Raw genomic sequence first — 18,547 nt, forward strand, 5'->3', positions numbered from 1 at the left:
GGGCTTGGCCCTGCAAAACAGCGCTACCGCAGCGGCCTTCGATCAGGGAGAATCGACCGGTCCCCTCCAGCCGACGGGACGTCCTTACAACCCGCCGACTGGAGAGAGCGCGCGTGGAAGCTACCGTACATTTCATCAACAGCATCATCTGGAGCAAGGCGCTGATCTTCATGTGCCTGGCCGCCGGCCTGTTCTTCAGCCTGCGCACCCGCTTCATGCAGATCCGCGGTTTTCTCGAGATGTGCCGCCTCACCGTCAGGGGTGAGAAATCCGACGCCGGCGTGTCCTCGTTCCAGGCCCTGGCCATGTCGATGGCCGGCCGCATGGGCATCGGCAACATCGCCGGCGTGGCCACCGCCATCGCCTTCGGCGGCCCCGGTGCCATCTTCTGGATGTGGGTGATGGGCTTCCTCGGCGCGTCCACGTCGTATGTGGAATGCACCCTGGCGCAGATCTACAAGACCAAGGACGCCGAAGGCCGCTACCGCGGTGGCCCGGCGTATTACATCGAAAAGGCCATGGGCCTGAAGTGGTACGCGCTGGCCTTCGCCATCGCCACGATCATCGCTGCCGGCTTCCTGATGCCGGGCGTGCAGGCCAATGCCATCGCCGACAGCATCATCAACGCCTGCCGTGGCACCGCGCTGTGCGGTCCGCTCGATGGCCAGGCTTTCGGCATGGAGTCGGTGCAGGCGCTGAAGCTGGGCATCGGCATCGTGGTCGCGCTGCTGCTGGGCGTGGTGATCTTCGGTGGCGTCAAGCGCATCGCCAACTTCGCCGAAGTGGTGGTGCCGTTCATGGCCGCCGGCTTCATCCTGATGGCCATCGTCATCATGATCATCAACTACGACCGCGTGCCGGAAATGTTCGGCATCATCTTCAAGAGCGCCTTCGGCACCCACGCCGCGTTCGGCGCGATGATGGGCCTGGCAGTGGAGTGGGGCATCAAGCGCGGCATCTACGCCAACGAAGCCGGCCAGGGCTCGGGCCCGCATGCTGCAGCCGCCTCGGAAGTCTCGCACCCGGCCAAGCAGGGCTACGTGCAGGCCTTCGCCATCTACTTCGACACCATGATGGTGTGCACCGCCACCGCGTTCCTGATCCTGGCCAGTGGCACCTACAACGTGTACTCGCCTGTGGCCGGCGCCGCGCCGATCTTCCAGGGCCTGGCTGGCATCCCGGAAGGCGCGGGTTACGCGCAGGCCGGTGTGGAAGCGGTGCTGCCGGGCTGGGGCTCGGCGTTCGTGTCCATCGCCATCTTCTTCTTCGCCTTCACCACCATCATGGCGTACTACTACATGGCCGAGACCAACCTCAGCTATGTGAACCACAACAAGAAGCGCCCGCTGACCGTGCTGCTGCTGCGCCTGGGCATCATCGGCATGGTGGTGTTCGGCGCGTTCCATAACGCCACCCTGGCCTGGGCGCTGGGTGACATCGGCGTGGGCCTGATGGCCTGGCTGAACATCATTGCCATCCTCATCATCCAGAAGCCGGCCATGCTGGCGCTGCGTGATTACGAACGACAGAAGAAGCTCGGCCTCGATCCGATCTTCGACCCCGATGCCCTGGGCATCAAGAACGCCGATTTCTGGCGTCAACGCAAGCTGGAGTTGTCCCGTAGTGAATGATCCCTGGAAGAACGCCCGCCGCCCGTCGTCGCGACCGCCGCGGGCCACCCCGCTGCCACCGCGTGAGGGCGGCACCCCGCCACCGCCGGGGCGTGGCAACGACGAGCTGCGCCTGTATGGCTGGAACGCCGTGCAGGCCCTGTTCGCCAAGCGCCCGCAGGCGTTGCGCAAGCTGTACCTGGTGGACGCGCTGATTCCGCGCATGCAGCCGGTGCTGAAGTGGTGTGTTGCCAACCGCGTGGGCTATCGCGTGGTGGAGGAGGGCGACCTCAACAAGCTGGCCGCTACCACGCACCACGAAGGCCTGGTGGCCGACGTGCTGCGCGCGCCGGTCGTGCCGCTGGCACAGTGGCTGGAGGATCTGGGCGAAGGCCCGGCGTTGGCGCTGTGGCTGGACGGTGTCGGCAATCCGCACAACTTCGGTGCGATCCTGCGCTCGGCCGCGCACTTCGGCGTCAAGGCGCTGCTGCTGCCGGCCGGCAGCACGCTGGCGCTGTCCGGCGCTGCCGCACGCGTGGCCGAAGGCGGTGCGGAATCGGTGCCGCTGGTGCAGCTGCCGGAGACTGCTCAGGCGATGGCGCAGCTGCGTGCGGCCGGCTTCGGGCTGGCCGCGACCCTCGTTGATGGTGGCGACGACGTGTTCCGTGCGTCCCTGCCGGAACGGCTTGTGTACGTGATGGGCGCTGAAGGCGAAGGCATGGACCGTGGCCTGGCGAGCCAGTGCGATCTGCAGGTCTCGATTCCCGGCAGTGGTGCGGTGGAAAGCCTCAACGTGGCCTCGGCCACGGCGGTTTTGCTGGCACAGTGGGCAAACCGCCGCAGCTGAGTGGCGCCCGGTGGGTGCGAAATCTACCTTGGTGGGTGCGAACCTGGGTTCGCACCGCTCCCGCCACTGCGCTCGCCGGGCATGGCCCGGCGCTACCGCATCACTCGTTCGGTGGCGTGGTCGCCTTGGCTTCGCTGCCGAAACTACCATCGGCTTCCGCGGCCAGATACGCGAATACCGCATAGGCGGCCACGTTCTGCGCCAGCGCCTTCGGGTCGATCTTGTCCAGCGTGTCGTCGGCGGTGTGGTGCAGGTGGAAGTAGTCCGAGCCGTCCTGCGCCAGCCACGCCCATGCACCGCCCTTGGCGGCCAACGGGCCGACGTCCGGGCCCGGGCCACCCTTGTCGGCCTGGTACTCGATGCCCAGTGGCTTCATCACCTCGGCAATCTGCTTCGTCGCTTCGCGCGAGCCTTCCGGGTTCGGCGAACCGGTGTTGAAGGCGTAGATGCGACCAGCACCGAAATCGCTCTCGGCAGCCAGCTGGTGCAGGGCCACGTCCTTGGCGTGCGCTTCGGCGTAGGCCTTGCCGCCGTACAGGCCTTGTTCCTCGTTGGCGAAGGCGATCACGCGGATGGTGCGCTTCGGTGCCTGCTTGAGCAGGCCGATCAGGTGGCCTGCGGCCATGGTGATGCCCACGCCCGCGCCGTCATCCACCGCGCCGGTGCCCAGGTCCCATGAATCCAGGTGACCACCAATCACCACCACTTCCTTCGGCAGGCTGCGGCCGGTGATCTCGCCGATCACGTTGTACGAGGTGGCGGTGCCATCCCAACCGCAATCCAGCGCGACCTTCACCGTGGTGCTGCCACGGGCCAGCAGGCGCGCCAGCTGGTCGGCATCGGGCACCGACAGCGCCGCCGACGGCACCGGCGTCAGGCCGTCATCGAAACGGGTGATGCCGGTGTGCGGCACGCGGTGCGAGTCGGTACCGGCCGAGCGCATCAGGAAACCGACTGCGCCCTTGCGGATCGCTTCGGACGGGCCCTTGCTGCGGATCGCGCCGCCACGGCCATAGTCGCGGCCATCGCGGAACGGCAGCATCTGGTAATCGACGAAGGCAATCTTGCCCTTCAGCGAACCGGCCGGTGCGGCCTGCAGTGCGGCCAGGTCGGCGAAGCGCACCACTTCCGCTTCCACCGTGCCGCCCGGGCTGCCGCCCAGTGCGGTGATCTGCAGCGGCTGCGGGTTTTTGCCGGTCACTGCGGCGTGCTCACTGCGGCGTTCCCACTTCGGGAAGGTCACCGGCTCCTTCCAGACTTTGTCGAAACCGAGTGCCTTGAACTTGGCCTCGGCCCAGGCCACGGCACGGGCGTCAGCCTCGCTGCCGGCAATGCGCGGGCCGATTTCGGTGGTGAGCGATTCGACCACCTTCCAGCCGGTGTCATCGGCCAGCGCCTGGTCGCGCAGCTGTGCGGCGGTGGCCAGCGACGCCGGGGGCAGGGTGGTGGTGTGCGGCGCCGCGAAGGCCGGGGCGGCCAGCAGGGCGAGGGAGGATGCGATGGCAAGGACGCGGCGACGCATGGACAGCTCCGGGAAGGGACCAAGCCTTGGAGCTTAACAGTCGTTCAGCCCGGCGCATGGGCGGGAGGTCATGGCTGGCGCGGATGCTGTTTTCCGCCAGATGCAGCAAAGCGAAAGCCCCGCCGGGGCGGGGCTTTCGCCTGCTTCTGCGGTAGCGCCGGGCCATGCCCGGCGAGCGCAGCGGCAAGATGGCGTCCCGCCGGGCATGGCCCGGCGCTACTACCTTATTTCTTCAGGCTGTCGCGGATCTCGCGCAGCAGCACCACTTCTTCCGCCGGTGCGGCCGGTGCCGCTTCCTTCTTGCGCGACAGGCGGTTGATCACCTTGATCACCAGGAAGATGGCGAAGGCCACGATCACGAACTGGATCAGCGTATTGATGAAGTCGCCGTAGCCGATCACCACCGCCGGAATCTCCTTGCCGTCCGGCCCGATGCGGGCCGGCGACAGCGTCCACGCCAGCTGCGAGAAATCCACCTTGCCGATCAGCATGCCCAGCGGCGGCATGATGATCTTCTCGACCAGCGCCGTCACGATCTTGCCGAAGGCCGCGCCGATCACCACGCCGACGGCGAGGTCGATGACGTTGCCGCGCATCGCGAATTCCTTGAACTCGGTGAGCATTCCCATTGTTGTTTTTCTCCGGTGGGGGAAGTGGACAGCGCGCAGGGTAGCGCAGGTGATGTCAGCCGGCGATCACGCCGTGGCGCTCGGCCACGTTTTCCAGGCGGGCACTGAAGCGGTCGCCGGGCTTCAGTGCGGCCACACCGGACGGGGTGCCCATGAACACCAGGTCGCCGGCACGCAGCTGCCACAGCTTGGACAGCTCGTGCAGGATCTCCGGCACGTTCCAGATCATCTGGTCCAGCAGCGCCTGCTGGCGCACCTCGCCGTTGACCTCCAGCGACAGGTTCAGCGCGGCCAGGTCGCCCACTTCCTCGGCGTGGACGATTTCGCTGATCGGCGCGGAGGCATCGAAGCCCTTGGCCGCGTCCCACGGGTGGCCCTTGTCCTTGGCGGCGGCCTGCAGGTCGCGGCGGGTCAGGTCCAGGCCCACGGCGTAGCCGTAGACCAGTGCGTCGGCATCGGCCACGGCCAGCTCACCGGCAGGCGCATCGCGGCCGATCGCCACCACCAGTTCCACTTCGTGGTGCAGGTTGGCAGTCGCCGGCGGGTAGGGGATGGCATCGTCGTGGCCGACCACGATCGCATCGGCCGGCTTGCTGAAGAACATCGGGCGGCCGCGGTCATCGGCCGCCGGCACCGCTGCGCCCATTTCGCGGGCGTGGTCGGCGAAGTTGCGGCCGACGCAGTAGATGCGGTGCACGGGGAAACTGCCGCCACCGGCTACCGGCACACGCGGCAGGGCTACAGCAGGGATCACATCGGAGACATCGGACATGCGGGCATCCAGGAAGGGCGTGCCCGCAGTCTAGAACGCATGGCGCCCGCCGTCAGCGGGCGCGGATGGCGTAAGTCAGCGCGAGACCGGCAACACCGGCTTGCGCACCACGCGGTACTCGCCCTCGACCACGGTCGGGTCGACCGGACGCGCGGCACCCGGCTTGCGCGAGGCCAGCAGCTTCCACGCCAGGCCGACCATGATCATCGCCGCACCAACAAACACGCCGATGAACACCATCGCGGCCAGGATCGCCAGGCCAAGCAGGCCCACGGCAACGCGCACCAGCGGGTGACGCGGCTTGCGCGGCGCGAACAGGGTGCGGAACTGGTTGAAGGCGGATGCGCGATTGAACATGGCGGCTCGATAGGCTGGGATCAGCGAAAACAGAGTATCGGGACGCGCCACTGTCATTGAGTGAAAAACTCGTTAAATATAGCCTGTGCTTATTACGGATCAATGACTTGTGTTCATGTCGCAGCCAGTCACCTGAGTGGGCATGCGACAATGCGGGTTTACTGTCCGAGCCTTCGCCATGACTGCCGCTGCTTCCCTGATCGCCCTTGATGCCATTGCCGATGGCGCGTTTGCCGAGGTCGAAGCGGTGGTGGATGGCGATGCCGAATCGCTGGTGCTGTACCGCGACGGCGCGCAGGTGCGTGCCTTCCTGAACATCTGCCCGCACGCCGGCCGACGCCTGGACTGGGCCCCGGGCCAGTTCCTGAAGAGCCGCGAAGGCCACCTGGTCTGCGCCGCGCACGGCGCCTCGTTCGCGCTGGACAGCGGCGACTGCATTGCCGGCCCGTGCAAGGGCGACCGCCTGCGCGCCGTACCGGTGGACGTGCGCGACGGGCAGGTTTACCTGGTTTGATGTATCGGTGTGCGGACCAACGGTCCGCACCCACCAAGCCAACAGTCCGCACCCAACAGATCAACAGGTATCCAGATCCATCCACGCATGGCGTGGATCTACTGCAGATTGCAGCGATCTGTCGAAGGCGGGGTGGGGCCGGTTGCGGGGGCGTGAGCCGCATGGATGCGGCGACCGAGCTTACAGGGACGTACTTGCAGCGTCCCCCGCAACCGGACCCACCCCGCCATCCCACGGAATGCACGCTGTTGCTGTTGCTGTTGCTGTTGCTTCGGCTTCGGCGGGTGCAGGGCGCAGCCCTGCCAACAAACCCAACCCTCAGAACATCAGGTTGATCATCAACACCACCACACAGGTGTAGATCAGCGACAGCGGTCCGCCGACCCGCCACATCTCACGCGGGGTGTAATTGGCCGGACCGGTGATCATCGAAATCACCGGGTTGGAGGCCGTCATCAGGTTGTTGGACGCCGACAGCGCCACGATCAGCGCGAACGCCGTCGGGTTGCCACCCGCCGCCAGTGCCAGGTTCACCGCAATGGGCACCATCACGATGGTCGCGCCCACATGGCTGATCACCAGCGAGAACGCCGTGGTCAGCAGCGCCAGCGCCACCTCCAGCACCCACACCGGGATGCCGGTCGGCAGCTTGTCGATGGTATGGCCGGCCACCCATGCCGCCGCACCACTGGAATCCATTGCCCAGCCGAGTGGAATCAGCCCGGCCATCATGAACACCGTCTTCCAGTTGATCGAGGCATAGGCCTCGTCCATGCGCAGCACGCCGGTCAGCAGCATGCCGGCCACACCGGTCATCAGCGTCAGCGCCACCGGCAGCTTGCTGGTCAGCGCGATCAGGATGGTCAGCGCGAAGATCGCCATCGCGATCTTGAACTTGTGCGGGCGCTGCTCGCCGGTCGGGTAGTCGGTCACCACCACGAAGTCACGGCTGCGCGCGGCCTGCGCCAGATCGGTCCAGATGCTGTGGAAGACCAGCATGTCGCCGGCGCGCAGCTGTACGTCGCGCACGTCCTCGCGGATCACCTGCTTGTCGCGGTTGATCGCCAGCAGGCTGATGCCGCGCTCCTTGCGCAGGCGCAGGTCGGCGGCGCTCTTGCCGATCACGTTGGAGGTCGGCGGCACCACCGCCTCGGAAATACCGGCACGGCTCGGGTTGAACAGGTCGCCCAGGTGCTTCAGGCGCGAAGACATGCGCAGGAACTGGTTCTGCGCGAAATCGTTGATCTGCTCGCGCGGGCCCATCGCACCGAGCACGCTGCCGACCCAGATGCGCATTTCCGCTGGCGGCGCCAGGCGGGTGTCGTTGCCGGTTTTCAGGGCCAGCAGCAGCGGGGCATCGTGCAGGTTCTCGGCCTCGCCCAGGGTCATGCCCACCAGCGGGCTTTCGGCACTGACCACCAGCTCGAACACATCGCCTTCGATGCCGTAGGTCTTGGCGAAGTAGCTCTCGGTGCGCGCGGGCGTGACCCCGTCGTTGACCAGGTTCTCTTCCTCGATCAGCTTGCGGTCGCCGTAGTAGCGGAAATACAGCAGCGAGGCGATCAGCAGGGCCACGCCGATCGGCAGCGGCGCGAACATGCGCAGCGGCTCGATGGTGGCCAGGCCCGAGGGCAGGTTGTTGTTGGCCGAGGCCAGCAGATCGTTCAGCAGGATCAGCGGCGAGTTGCCGACCATGGTCAGCGCGCCGCCCATCACGATTGCCGCCGAGATCGGCAGCAGCAGGCGCTGCAGGGTCAGGCCGGTGCGTGCCGCCAGTCGCGAGGCGACCGGCAGGTACAGCGCCATCACCGACGGGTTCTGCATGAAGGACGAGTTCAGGCCGGCGATGGCCGTGGTCATCATCAGCAAGCGCTGCTCGACGCCATGGCCACGCCGCAGCAGCCAGGCCGCCAGCCGGTTCAGCGCCCCGGTGCGGTCCAGGCCCGCACCGAGGATGGTGGTGGCGATGATGCTCATCACCGCGTTACCGGAGAAGCCGCCGAAGATTTCCTCCGGCGCGATCAGGCCGGTGACACCCAGCACCACCAGCACCACCAGCGCGACCACGTCGGCGCGGATGCGCTCGAACAGGAACATCGCCATCGTGAAGCCGACCAGCCCGAGCACGAGCTTCATGTCGTTGGTCAGCGTCAGCGCGGTATCCATGTGGGGCGCGGCGTCCTCAGGCGATCGTCAGGTGCGGTCGTACAGCAGGTCCCAGACGCCGTGGCCGAGCTTCTGGCCGCGGGTCTCGAAGTGCGTCTGCGGGCGCCAGTCAGGGCGCGGCACGCTGCCACGCGGGCCGGCGCGGTTGACCAGGCCGGCGGTGGCATCGAGCACGTCCCACATCTGCTCGGCGTAGTCTTCCCAGTCGGTGGCGCAGTGCAGGCGGCCACCCGGGCGCAGCTTGCGCACCAGCAGCTCGGCGAACGCCGGCTGCAGCAGGCGGCGCTTGTTGTGGCGCTTCTTGTGCCACGGGTCCGGGAAGTAGATGCGCACTTCATCGAGCGCGCCATCGGCGATCTCGTTCTGCAGCACTTCCACCGCATCGTGGTGGTACAGGCGCACGTGGTCGGCGTTGTCGTCGGCCAGCGCGTTCAGCAGCCGGCCCACGCCGGGCGCGTGCACTTCGATGCCGATGTAGTCGCGCGACGGGTCGTGCTGGGCGGCGAAGCGCAGCGCGGCACCGTTGCCGAAGCCGATTTCCAGCACCTTGTGCGCCGGGCGCCCGAAGGTGGCGTCCAGGTCACGCGGCTGGCCGTTGTAATCGATGCCGAAGCGCGGCCAGCGTTCGTCGAACGCGCGCTGCTGGGCGGGGGTGAAGCGCCCCTGGCGCAACACGAAGCTGCGCACCTCGCGGCGGCCTTCGCTGACGGTGAAGGGCTTGGGCGGAGCCTTGGAACCGGCGCTGTCGAAAGGATTGGTCATCAGCCGATCAGCCCATCCACCGGGGAGGAGGCGCTGGCGTAGCGCTTGCGCGGGATGCGCCCGGCCAGGAACGCCTCGCGGCCGGCCTCGACCGCCTTGCGCATGGCACTGGCCATCAGCACCGGGCTGCGTGCACCGGCAATGGCGGTGTTCATCAGTACGCCGTCGCAGCCCAGCTCCATCGCGATTGCCGCGTCCGAGGCGGTGCCCACGCCGGCGTCGACGATGATCGGCACCTTGGCGTCTTCGATGATCTGCAGCAGGTTGTACTTGTTCTGGATGCCCAGGCCCGAACCGATCGGTGCGGCCAGCGGCATCACCGCAGCGCAGCCGATCTCTTCCAGGCGCTTGGCCAGGATCGGATCGTCGGAGGTATAGACCATCACCTCGAAGCCGTCCTTGACCAGCTGTTCGGCGGCCTTGAGGGTCTGCACCACGTCCGGGTACAGCGACTTCTGGTCGCCCAGCACTTCCAGCTTGGTCAGGTTGTGGCCGTCCAGCAGCTCACGTGCCAGCCGGCAGGTACGCACCGCGTCTTCGGCGGTGTAGCAGCCGGCGGTGTTGGGCAGGATGGTGTAGCGCTCCGGCGGCAGCACGTCGAGCAGGTTGGGCTCGCCCGGGTTCTGCCCGATGTTGGTGCGGCGGATGGCCACGGTGACGATCTGGGCGCCTGCAGCCTCGGTGGCCAGGCGCGTTTCTTCCAGATCCTTGAACTTGCCGGTGCCGGTGAGCAGCCGCGAGCCATAGGTCTTGCCGGCGATCACCAGCGAATCGGGGGAGACATGAACGTTCATGGCGCGATTATCGCCTATCCGCCTGAAGATGGGATCACGCAATGGCGTGCCGGCCGCTGGCCGGCAAACCCGCGCAGGTCTCAGCCCCCGCCCAGCGCGTGCACGATCTCCACGATGTCGCCTTCGGCCAGGACGTGCTCGCCATGGCGGCTGCGGCTGATGATCTCGCCGTTGACCTCCACCGCCACCCGGCGCTGCAGCAGCTGCTCGGCCTCGAGCAGGTCGTGGAGGGTCGCCGAGGCGGGCAGGGTGCGGGGTTCGCCGTTGAGCTGGATGTTCATCCCTGCATTGTCGCTGATAGCCCGTCGGGATCGGAACGTTTGCAATTTGAACCGGGCGCCAGCTCCAGCACAGCGGGTTCCGGCGTGATCAGGCGACAATCCATGCGGCGGCGCAGCGTGAGCAAACGGCGGCGCGGTGAAACCATTGACCGTGCGCCGGCGTACGTGCGCCGGATTCCAACCTATTTACCCCACAGGAGTTCCTAGATGCAGCTCAGCAAACACCCGATCCGCTCCCTGATGGCGGCTGCGATCGCACTCGCCGCGCTGCCGGCCATGGCAGGCGAAAGTCCGTATTCCAAGGCGGTGTTCTTCGGCGACAGCCTCACCGACGCCGGCTATTTCCGCCCGCTGCTGCCTGAGGCCACCCAGGGGCTCTCCGGCCAGTTCACCACCAACCCGGGCTGGGTGTGGTCGCAGCAGGTCGCCAACTACTACGGCCTCAACAAGGACCCCAACGGCAACGGCCAGAACGGCGACAACTACGCTGTCGGCGGTGCCCGCGTGTCGGTCGAAGGCGGTGGTGCCCTTGGCGCGATCCCGTCGCTGAAGTCGCAGGCGGCCCGTTACCTGGCTGCAAACGGCGGCAAGGCTGATCGTAATGCCCTGTACACCGTCTGGGGCGGCGCCAACGACCTGTTCGCCGCGGCCGGTGCTGCCGGCGCGGGTGCGTCGCCGGCCCAGGTGCAGGGCATCATCGGCGCGGCGGCCACCGACCAGATCGCGCTGGTCGGCGCCCTGAAGCAGGCCGGCGCCCAGTACGTGCTGGTGCCGAACCTGCCGGACGTGGGCATCACCCCGCAGTTCCGCGGCCCCAACGCGGCAGCCGCCACCGCCATGTCGGTGGGCTACAACAAGGCGCTGTACGGCGGCCTGAAGCAGGCGGGCATCGAGTTCATTCCGCTCGATACCTTCAGCATCCTGCGTGAAGTGACCGCCAACCCGGGCATGTACGGCTTCACCAACGTCACCGGCACCGCCTGCAAGATCAACCCGGCCAACGCCACGGGCAGCATCATCGGCTGCAACCCGACGACCTACGTCAGCCCCGATGCGTACCAGACCTATCTGTTCGCCGATGGCGTGCATCCCACCGTGACCGGTCACCAGCTGCTGGGCCAGTACGCCGTCTCGGTGCTGGAGGCTCCGCGCCTGCAGCAGGTGCTGAGCCACTCGGCACAGACGGTCGGCCGTTCGCGTGCCGATCAGGTCAGCAACCACCTGGGCGCCCGTCCGGCCGATGGCCTGTCGTGGTGGGGTGGCGTGCGCGGTGACATGCAGCGCTATGACCACGCCGACCTGTACGACGGCGTGGCGCCGGCCGGCCTGTTCGGTGTCGACTGGGCACGCAACGGCGTGGTGGTCGGCGGCTTCGCCGGCTTCGGCCGCATGAGTGCCGACTTCGGCAACAGCCGTGGCGACTTCACCCAGAAGGACACCACCGCCGGCCTGTTCGCTGCCTGGTATGGCGACCGCGTCTGGGTCAACGGCCAGGTCAGCTACACCTGGTTGTCGTATGACGTGAACCGCAAGGTCCAGCTGGGTCCGGCCACCCGTGAGCATGGTGGTTCGCCGGATGGCAGCAACCTGACCGCCGCACTGAATGCCGGTTACGAGTTCGGCACCGAAGGTGGCTTCCGCCACGGCCCGATCGCTTCGGTGATCTGGCAGAAGGTGAAGATCGACGGCTACACCGAAAGCGCCACCGCCGGCACCATGGCCACTGCGCTGGGTTACGATCGCCAGAACGTCGACTCGACCGTCGGCCGCGTCGGCTGGCAGGCCCGCTTCGATGGCGGCACCGTCAAGCCCTACGTGCAGGTGACCTACGACCACGAGTTCGAGGACACCAAGCAGGCCAGCGCCTGGCTGCAGACCCTGCCGGAACTGGGCAGCTACCGCGTGCCGGGCCTGGACTTCGACAAGAACTACGCCACCGCTGTTCTGGGTGCGCGCATGGACCTGTTTGGCCTGCAGGGCAACGTTGGCCTGAGCACCACGGCTGCGCAGAAGCGCGCCCGTGACGCGACGATCTTCGCCACCGTGGGTGGCAGCTTCTGATGAAGGCAACATCCCGGGCACCGCAAGGTGCCTGGGATGCCTGCACGGCAGCGCCGGGCCGTGCCCGGCGGGTGCGGCGGCCACCATTGCGCAACACCGGCCGCTCCGCATAGACTTTCACCCGTAATGCGGGCGTAGCTCAATGGTAGAGCTGTAGCTTCCCAAGCTACTGACGTGGGTTCGATTCCCATCGCCCGCTCCATGTCTCCAGGGTATTCACCCCAGGCAGGCGCGGCGCACTCGTTGAACCACACCCAGGTCGAGCGTGTGGCAGCAGCGCCGGACTCTCTTTCCCCAGTGTTGGGCTGTGACTCCTCCGAACCACAGCCCGAGTGGCTTATGCGCCCGCTTGCGCAGCCGCGTCCTTGGCCGCGGCAGTTACAGAGCTCCCGAAACCGGTATAGGTCGATCCGTTGCAGTGCAGGTATGCGCGGAAGACGACGCCATTCAACTCGGCGTTGTCAAAATAGCAGTGCGTACCGGTCTTGGAAGATTTCTTCACAAGCCGCATTGCCATCGCGTTTGAATCGTCGACGCTGGAGCCAAGGCCGGCAACGCTCCAGGATTGGCCCGGGCGAGTGCAGCTGTAGGGATACTTATAGCCATGTGCCGACCCATAGTAGTAGTCGACATTGCACCGCGCCTGCGTCGCCGCCAGGGTGATGGCCAGCTCAAGCAGGTTCTGTCCCGCAGTGGTGGTCGTCATGCCATAGGCGGAAATCGGAGTGGAACTGCACTCTCCTTTGATGCCCACACCCGGTGCCGGGATGCTGACATAGGGATCGCGTGCGAAAACACTGCATACCGGGCCTTCCTCGGCGACGGCAAGGAAGCCATTGGTGTTGGCCGTCGCAGCATCGATATTGCTGCCAACGCCCGCGACCGTACCGTTCTTGCCGCAGCGCCGGATCACCACGCCTCCGCCGTTAGGCAGCATGTCCATACCGGGGTCGCAGATGCCCGGCCCGATCGATGCTGCTGCGGCTCTGGCGTAGTCACTTTCTGCGTTTGCGGCCATCGGGGCCTGGGTGGAAAGCAGTGCAAGCATCAGCGGAAAAGAAATCGCAGCCATTCAAAACCTCGAATCCATGAGTGAGCAGTGACGCTAGCAGAGGCGCCATTCTGGAAAACTGGAATTCGACCCATCCGCCACTGCTGCAAGCCAGTGATTCGATTCAGGATGCCCACGTCTGTGAAAATGTGCGGTAGTTCGCGCTGCGTCTCCGGCTGCGCGGCTGCTGCGGCGGGCTCCTGCAACCTCCGCTGTCTGCCGGGCCCGTCGGGCCGCAGGGTTCAGTTGGTGCTGGGCTTGGGGATGCTAAAAGATCGTTAACCGTCGACCCATCGTCCGCTGCCCGGAGCGCGAATGATCCCCGCACTTTTGCCCCTCAGGCGTTGCTTTGATTTTTCAGGGCGATCCAACCGGAAAGAGTTCTGGTCGTACTCCCTGTCTGCTGCGCTTGTGGTGGCAGCGAGCTACACCTTGATGGACGGCGGATACTGGCTGACGGGCACCGTGCTGCTAGATGGGGAGGCCTTCGAGCCGTTCCGGACGCTGGGGTGGGGCATGACGGTCTGCGCGGTCATCGTCCTCCTTCCGCCGATGCTGGCCCTGGCCGTTCGACGACTGCATGACATCGACGAGTCTGGCTGGTACGTCGTGATCGCCTTCATCCCGTTGGGCGTATTCGTCCTCTTCCCGGTCATGCTGCTGCCGGGCAACGAGGAAGAGAATCGATTCGGCGGCATTTCCGGTCTGCCGGGCGCCTGACTCAGCGCCGGGCGAAGTCCACCAGGTCGGAAGGGTAGTGCGGGCAGGTGCGCAGCGCGGCATCGTCGCCGCCATACAGCACCACCAGCGCTGCTACTTCAAGCGCCCAGTAGCCCCAGGCATTCGGTCCGGTCAGGCGTCGGGTCCGCTTCTGGGCTTTGGGCGACAGCAGGAAGAAGTCGCGGTACTGCACCTGCAGGTAGCCGGCCAGCAGTGAAGGGTCGAACGCTTCACCGTCGCGCAATGGCGCGAACAGCTCGGCGAACGGGCGCGGATGGAATATCGCATCGCTGGCTTCGGCAAGGCCGAGTGCCGGCGCGCTGAGGTAGTCCAGCACGCGGTCGGTTTCGAAGCAGAGCACCTGCTCCACCAGCGCCGGAAGACGATCCTGCGCATCCAGCAGCACGCCCAGTGACAACAGCTGCAGGGCGTATTCGTAGTGCTGCGTTGTGCGCGGTTGCAGCGGTGCGGCCAGCGCGATGTCGTGGCCTTGCTGTTGCAGGCTGTCCCGGGCTATCGCCAGCAAACCTGCATGTTCCAGCCACAGATCTGTCACGTCGGCATGCATCTGCTGCAATGCCGTGGGGGCGAAGCCGCGGTCGATGCCTTTCAGCAGCAGGTTGCTGCCGGTCTGGGCAACCGCTTCCCAGCCGTAGGCATGCTCCAGCGCCGCATGACCCTGCAGCGGTTCCTCCGCAGGTTCACCGCCATTGCGCGCATGACGCGCAAGCAGGGCCATGCCCGCGTTCCAGTCCGCCTGCCAGTCCGGCAGGCGAAGCATGCGGCGCGGTACTCCCGGATCCTTGGCCAGTGCTCTCCATCGCGGTAGTACGTCCAGCAGATTCCGGCGGTTCACGGCAGTCATCGGTTCCATCATCAGGGAAAGTCTAGCGGCAATGCCGGTTCGGCCCCCATTGCCTGGCACCGCGTTGAAGGTTTGAATGGTGCGCAATCGCAGTCACCCTGCCCGCATGACCGTTGATCGAATCGCCCTCCGCCGTTTCACCCAGTGGCTGCCGTTCCTGGTCCTGGTCGCCATCTGCGTGGCCTGGTGGTCGCCGCTGGGCGTGGTTGTCGCCCTGGCCGCGTGCCTTGCAGTGGGCGGCGTGCTGCAGCGCTTCGATCTGGTCGGCGATGCCGTAGGCGGCGCACTGCTGCGCTCGCGGGCGACGCTGCCCTTTGCCACACGGCCGCCCACGCATGATGTTCTGTTGGATTGGGGCGAGCTGGGCATGGGAGGGCCGGCCTACAGCACTCAGATGCTGCGCGATGGCGCCATTGTCGAGGGCGTATCCACCGGAGGCAGCCACGATGCCAGTGGCGAGTGGCAGACGCTGGCGGGAAGCGCGCTGCGCGTGGCCAGTGGCTACATTGATCGCAGCGAAGCGGTGATCGTCTACGACGAAGCGGACAAGAAGGTGATGCACCTGCTGACGATTGTTCCCCGCCTGTTCTGGCAGGAACTGCACGAGCGCCGGCAGCTTGGCGGGGATGCCGAAGCCGCGATGTGGTTGCGGGATCTTCCCTGCCGATCGACCACGCTGCGCCCCTGCCGGGGTCTATGGCTGGAACCGGAGCATCCGGCGCTGGCCGCCGGGTTGCCGCAGGCATTGCGGCATGTCCTGCCGGATGCCCGGGTGCTGCAGGCCATCCCGCTGCTTCCCGACGATCTGCGCCTGACCGCGCATCCGACCCTGTTCGCGCGCATCTGCCCGTACGCGCTCTGTCTCGATGGCGAGCCCAGTGACCGTCACGCCTGCGATCTGGAGACGGTGATCACCAGCCCGTCCGGACGATGCGTGGTGGTGGCGGGCAGCGTGCTTGATGGGGATCTGCGTCCCATCGAGGGCGTATGGCTCGTCCACTGGCAGGGGCGTTGGCAGGCCATTGGCCGCCGTGCCACGGGCGGCAGCGGCAAGGCCCGCAGTGGGGCCTGGGTCGATGTGATCGAGGCCGGCGATGACGGTACGCTTCGCTGCGACGCCTATGAGGAACACTGGACGTTCGACGCGATTACACGCATCCCCACGCCACACACGGCACTCGCCTTGCCTGTGGAATGGCGGGAAACCGCATTGGCCGTGCGTGTCCGCGATGGGCACTTCTCGTTGCGCCTGCCCCGCGCGGATCAGCGGCCGTCAGTCACAGGTTAGACAGCGTCGAATCGAACAAGGATGTTCCGGCATGCGTCGTCGATGCATGCTGGAAAGCGCTGGAAAAGCTCAGGAAATGGGCTGCGGGCAGTACCGAGTGCGGATGACTCATGCGTCTGCCGCCTGCACCCGCTGCGCATACTCCTCGGTAAACAGCCCGGACAATGCCCGGCGCTGCTCTGCATCGATGGCGCGCGAGGCGTTGGCGGTGTAGTCGAAATGCACCATCACGCAACGCCCGGTGGCCACCAGGGCCTCGAACTGGAACGCCTGCTGCACGATCGACAGCGAGGAGCGGCCGATGTTCTCGATGCGGGTCTCGATGCGCACTTCGTGCCCGGCCTGTATCTGCTGCAGGAAGTCGATCTCGTAGCGGCGCAGGATCAGCGTCAGGTCGCGCATGCTGGCCTCGCGGCTGAAATGCCGGAAGATCTCCTGGCGGCCTTCCTCGAACCAGACGGGCAGGGCGGTGTTGGTGACGTGGCCAAGCACGTCCACCTCGGAAAATCGTGGGAACACGGTGATCGCCATCGGCCGCTCCATGCGCGCTGAACAGGTCCGCGCAGTGTGCCGCCCGCTGCCGGTCAAGCCACGCCGCAGGGCATCATCCACCCGCCACACGCCCGCGCTATGCTGCGCGCCTGCCGTCCGATCCTGCCGCGATGAAGCTCGCCATCCTGTCCCGCAACAGCTCCCTGTACTCCACCCGCCGGCTGGTCGAGGCGGCCCGCGCGCGCGGCCACACCGTACGCATCCTCGACCCGCTGCGCTGCTACATGCGCATTGCCGCCGATGGTTTCTCGATGCACTACAAGGGCCGGCCGATGACCGGCGTGGACATGGTCATCCCGCGCATCGGTGCCTCGATCACCCGCTATGGCACCGCCGTGCTGCGCCAGTTCGAGCTGATGGGTGCGCGTACGCCCAACCCCTCCGACGCGATCCTGCGTTCGCGCGACAAGCTGCGTGCGCACCAGCTGCTGGCCGCCAAGGGCATCGACATGCCGGTCACCGTGTTCGGCGACAACCCGGATGACACCGTCGACCTGCTGTCCATGCTCGGCCCGCCGCCACATGTGGTGAAGCTCAACGAAGGTACCCAGGGACGGGGGGTGATCCTCACCGAGAAGGCCAGTGCTTCGCGTGGCATCGTCGAGGCCCTGCGGGGCCTGTACGCCAACTTCCTGATGCAGGAGTTCATCGGCGAAGCCAAGGGCGCCGACCTGCGCTGCTTCGTGGTCGGTGACCAGGTGGTGGCGTCGATGCAGCGGCAGGCGCCGGAAGGGGACTTCCGCTCCAACCTGCATGCCGGCGGCACCGCGGTGGCGGCCAAGGCCAGCCGCGCCGAACAGCAGGTGGCGGTGCGTTCGGCCAAGGCGCTGGGCCTGTCGGTCTGTGGCGTGGACCTGATCCGCTCCGCGCGTGGCCCGCTGGTGCTGGAGGTCAACTCCACGCCAGGGCTGGAGGGCATCGAAGCCGCCTGCGGGGTGGATGTGGCCACGCGCATCATCGAACACGTCGAGAAGCTCAAAAAGCCATGATTAATCAATGGCTTGAAATTCTCATGGGCAAATGAGGCCGGCTTTAACATGCCTTTAATCGGCGCCGGCGTAGCCTTCAGCGAACCGCAGCTCTGCCTCTCAGCAGGATCGGTATCGGGATACGACTTCAGACCCAGGCGGGGCACCGCCTGGGTCTTTTTTATGGCGATCCACCGCCCGTGAGGGCCAGCTCCCGGTTTCCTCTTCCCGAGCGGCACTTGCTCATATGAAGGGACGTCAATACAGTCGGCATTCACATTCGAACAAGGATACGTTTGCCATGAAATATGGATTGCTCTTGACGTGCCTGCTTTCCTGCGCCGCTCTGTCTTCCGTTGCATGGGCGGGCAACGATAAGGCCGCGGTGATCCGGCCGGGCAAGCCCCTGCTGGCAGAAGTCGAGCGGATCGAGACTGATATCAATGATGGCAAGACCTATTCGGAGCTCAAACCCGATGAGCGCAGCCGCGTGCGCGAGGTGCTGGGACGCCTGCGATCGGCTTCGGAACGCTTCCCGGATGCGGCGAGCATGCCTGAATCGACACGAACCCAAGTGTTCAATGACCAGCAGATCGTGAACACAGTTTTGACACAGGCGCGTGAAGATAGTCGTCTAATATGCAGGCGCGAACGGATTGTGGGTTCCAACCGGCCACAGACGAGTTGCATGACGGTGGCCGAACGGAATCGCAAGAGAGAAGAGAGCGATAACCAGTTGCAGCAGGCCCAACGTCTCGGCACACGCATGAATACAAGCGATTTTTAAT

At 66.2% G+C, this 18,547-nt stretch carries 19 protein-coding genes and 1 tRNA gene; 9 read left to right on the plus strand and 11 right to left on the minus strand.

Annotated features, from left to right (window positions below; all coding sequences use genetic code 11):
• Positions 1-113 precede the first annotated feature (113 nt).
• Positions 114-1,631, plus strand: coding sequence for an alanine/glycine:cation symporter family protein (locus tag AC5P8D_RS14950; RefSeq protein WP_495203452.1), 1,518 nt, complete (start codon positions 114-116; stop codon positions 1,629-1,631).
• Positions 1,624-2,457: a TrmH family RNA methyltransferase gene (locus AC5P8D_RS14955; RefSeq protein WP_414614802.1), complete on the plus strand. Its 834-nt coding sequence runs from the start codon at positions 1,624-1,626 to the stop codon at positions 2,455-2,457. The genes AC5P8D_RS14950 and AC5P8D_RS14955 overlap by 8 nt, the downstream gene beginning before the upstream one ends.
• Positions 2,458-2,557: 100 nt before the next feature.
• Here the strand turns inward: AC5P8D_RS14955 and AC5P8D_RS14960 are convergent, their stop codons facing one another.
• The 4 genes from AC5P8D_RS14960 to AC5P8D_RS14975 all read right to left on the minus strand — a co-directional run bounded on the left by AC5P8D_RS14960 (position 2,558) and on the right by AC5P8D_RS14975 (position 5,737).
• A complete protein-coding gene (locus AC5P8D_RS14960; RefSeq protein ID WP_010481457.1) occupies positions 2,558-3,979 on the minus strand; it encodes a M28 family peptidase in 1,422 nt (473 codons plus the stop codon).
• Positions 3,980-4,203: 224 nt separating this feature from the next.
• A complete protein-coding gene (gene mscL, locus AC5P8D_RS14965; RefSeq protein WP_010481458.1) occupies positions 4,204-4,608 on the minus strand; it encodes a large-conductance mechanosensitive channel protein MscL in 405 nt (134 codons plus the stop codon).
• A 55-nt stretch (positions 4,609-4,663) separates the two neighbouring features.
• Positions 4,664-5,380: a fumarylacetoacetate hydrolase family protein gene (locus AC5P8D_RS14970; RefSeq protein ID WP_019660190.1), complete on the minus strand. Its 717-nt coding sequence runs from the start codon at positions 5,378-5,380 to the stop codon at positions 4,664-4,666.
• A gap of 75 nt (positions 5,381-5,455) precedes the next feature.
• Positions 5,456-5,737 (minus strand): hypothetical protein, encoded by a 282-nt coding sequence (locus tag AC5P8D_RS14975; protein ID WP_010481462.1) that lies wholly within the window; start codon positions 5,735-5,737, stop codon positions 5,456-5,458.
• A gap of 178 nt (positions 5,738-5,915) precedes the next feature.
• On the opposite strand from AC5P8D_RS14975, the gene AC5P8D_RS14980 reads away from it, so the two are divergent.
• On the plus strand, positions 5,916-6,251 hold the full coding sequence (locus AC5P8D_RS14980) for a Rieske (2Fe-2S) protein (protein WP_071306355.1): 336 nt from the start codon (positions 5,916-5,918) through the stop codon (positions 6,249-6,251).
• Between the two features lie 318 nt (positions 6,252-6,569).
• On the opposite strand, the gene AC5P8D_RS14985 is transcribed toward AC5P8D_RS14980, so the two are convergent.
• The 4 genes from AC5P8D_RS14985 to thiS form a co-directional block, all read right to left on the minus strand.
• Entirely contained in the window at positions 6,570-8,417 is a 1,848-nt protein-coding gene (locus AC5P8D_RS14985; protein WP_010481466.1) for an SLC13 family permease, read from the minus strand.
• 27 nt (positions 8,418-8,444) lie between these two features.
• Entirely contained in the window at positions 8,445-9,179 is a 735-nt protein-coding gene (gene trmB / locus AC5P8D_RS14990) for a tRNA (guanosine(46)-N7)-methyltransferase TrmB (RefSeq protein WP_010481468.1), read from the minus strand.
• On the minus strand, positions 9,179-9,973 hold the full coding sequence (locus AC5P8D_RS14995; protein ID WP_010481470.1) for a thiazole synthase: 795 nt from the start codon (positions 9,971-9,973) through the stop codon (positions 9,179-9,181). Before AC5P8D_RS14995 ends, trmB begins: the two co-directional genes overlap by 1 nt.
• A gap of 80 nt (positions 9,974-10,053) precedes the next feature.
• Positions 10,054-10,254, minus strand: a complete 201-nt coding sequence (gene thiS, locus AC5P8D_RS15000; RefSeq protein ID WP_049454766.1) for a sulfur carrier protein ThiS — start codon at positions 10,252-10,254, stop codon at positions 10,054-10,056.
• Positions 10,255-10,461: 207 nt separating this feature from the next.
• Here thiS and AC5P8D_RS15005 point away from each other — a divergent pair, with 207 nt between their 5' ends.
• Together AC5P8D_RS15005 and AC5P8D_RS15010 are read left to right on the plus strand one after the other, a co-directional pair.
• Positions 10,462-12,315 carry an autotransporter outer membrane beta-barrel domain-containing protein gene (locus AC5P8D_RS15005; protein ID WP_197645520.1) on the plus strand — a complete coding sequence of 618 codons (1,854 nt, stop codon included), beginning with the start codon at positions 10,462-10,464 and terminating at the stop codon, positions 12,313-12,315.
• Positions 12,316-12,443: 128 nt separating this feature from the next.
• Positions 12,444-12,517: transfer RNA gene (locus tag AC5P8D_RS15010), tRNA-Gly, on the plus strand.
• 135 nt (positions 12,518-12,652) lie between these two features.
• Here the strand turns inward: AC5P8D_RS15010 and AC5P8D_RS15015 are convergent.
• Positions 12,653-13,387, minus strand: a complete 735-nt coding sequence (locus AC5P8D_RS15015; RefSeq protein ID WP_049437318.1) for a hypothetical protein — start codon at positions 13,385-13,387, stop codon at positions 12,653-12,655.
• Positions 13,388-13,681: 294 nt separating this feature from the next.
• Here AC5P8D_RS15015 and AC5P8D_RS15020 point away from each other — a divergent pair, with 294 nt between their 5' ends.
• Positions 13,682-14,086, plus strand: coding sequence for a DUF805 domain-containing protein (locus AC5P8D_RS15020; protein WP_043402812.1), 405 nt, complete (start codon positions 13,682-13,684; stop codon positions 14,084-14,086).
• Position 14,087: 1 nt separating this feature from the next.
• Here AC5P8D_RS15020 and AC5P8D_RS15025 read toward each other — a convergent pair whose 3' ends face one another.
• The gene (locus AC5P8D_RS15025) at positions 14,088-14,963 is read right to left on the minus strand and encodes a PoNe immunity protein domain-containing protein (protein ID WP_495203453.1); all 876 of its coding nucleotides are present in this window, start codon (positions 14,961-14,963) and stop codon (positions 14,088-14,090) included.
• 94 nt (positions 14,964-15,057) lie between these two features.
• Here AC5P8D_RS15025 and AC5P8D_RS15030 point away from each other — a divergent pair, with 94 nt between their 5' ends.
• A complete protein-coding gene (locus AC5P8D_RS15030) occupies positions 15,058-16,239 on the plus strand; it encodes a hypothetical protein (protein WP_495203454.1) in 1,182 nt (393 codons plus the stop codon).
• 108 nt (positions 16,240-16,347) lie between these two features.
• Here the strand turns inward: AC5P8D_RS15030 and AC5P8D_RS15035 are convergent, their stop codons facing one another.
• Positions 16,348-16,770 (minus strand): acyl-CoA thioesterase, encoded by a 423-nt coding sequence (locus tag AC5P8D_RS15035; protein ID WP_071306350.1) that lies wholly within the window; start codon positions 16,768-16,770, stop codon positions 16,348-16,350.
• 131 nt (positions 16,771-16,901) lie between these two features.
• On the opposite strand from AC5P8D_RS15035, the gene rimK reads away from it, so the two are divergent.
• Together rimK and AC5P8D_RS15045 are read left to right on the plus strand one after the other, a co-directional pair.
• On the plus strand, positions 16,902-17,780 hold the full coding sequence (rimK, locus tag AC5P8D_RS15040; protein ID WP_005410807.1) for a 30S ribosomal protein S6--L-glutamate ligase: 879 nt from the start codon (positions 16,902-16,904) through the stop codon (positions 17,778-17,780).
• Between the two features lie 280 nt (positions 17,781-18,060).
• Positions 18,061-18,546: a hypothetical protein gene (locus AC5P8D_RS15045; RefSeq protein WP_159360514.1), complete on the plus strand. Its 486-nt coding sequence runs from the start codon at positions 18,061-18,063 to the stop codon at positions 18,544-18,546.
• Position 18,547 lies beyond the last annotated feature (1 nt).

Source organism: Stenotrophomonas sp. YJH_SMC_101-4, from assembly GCF_059370395.1.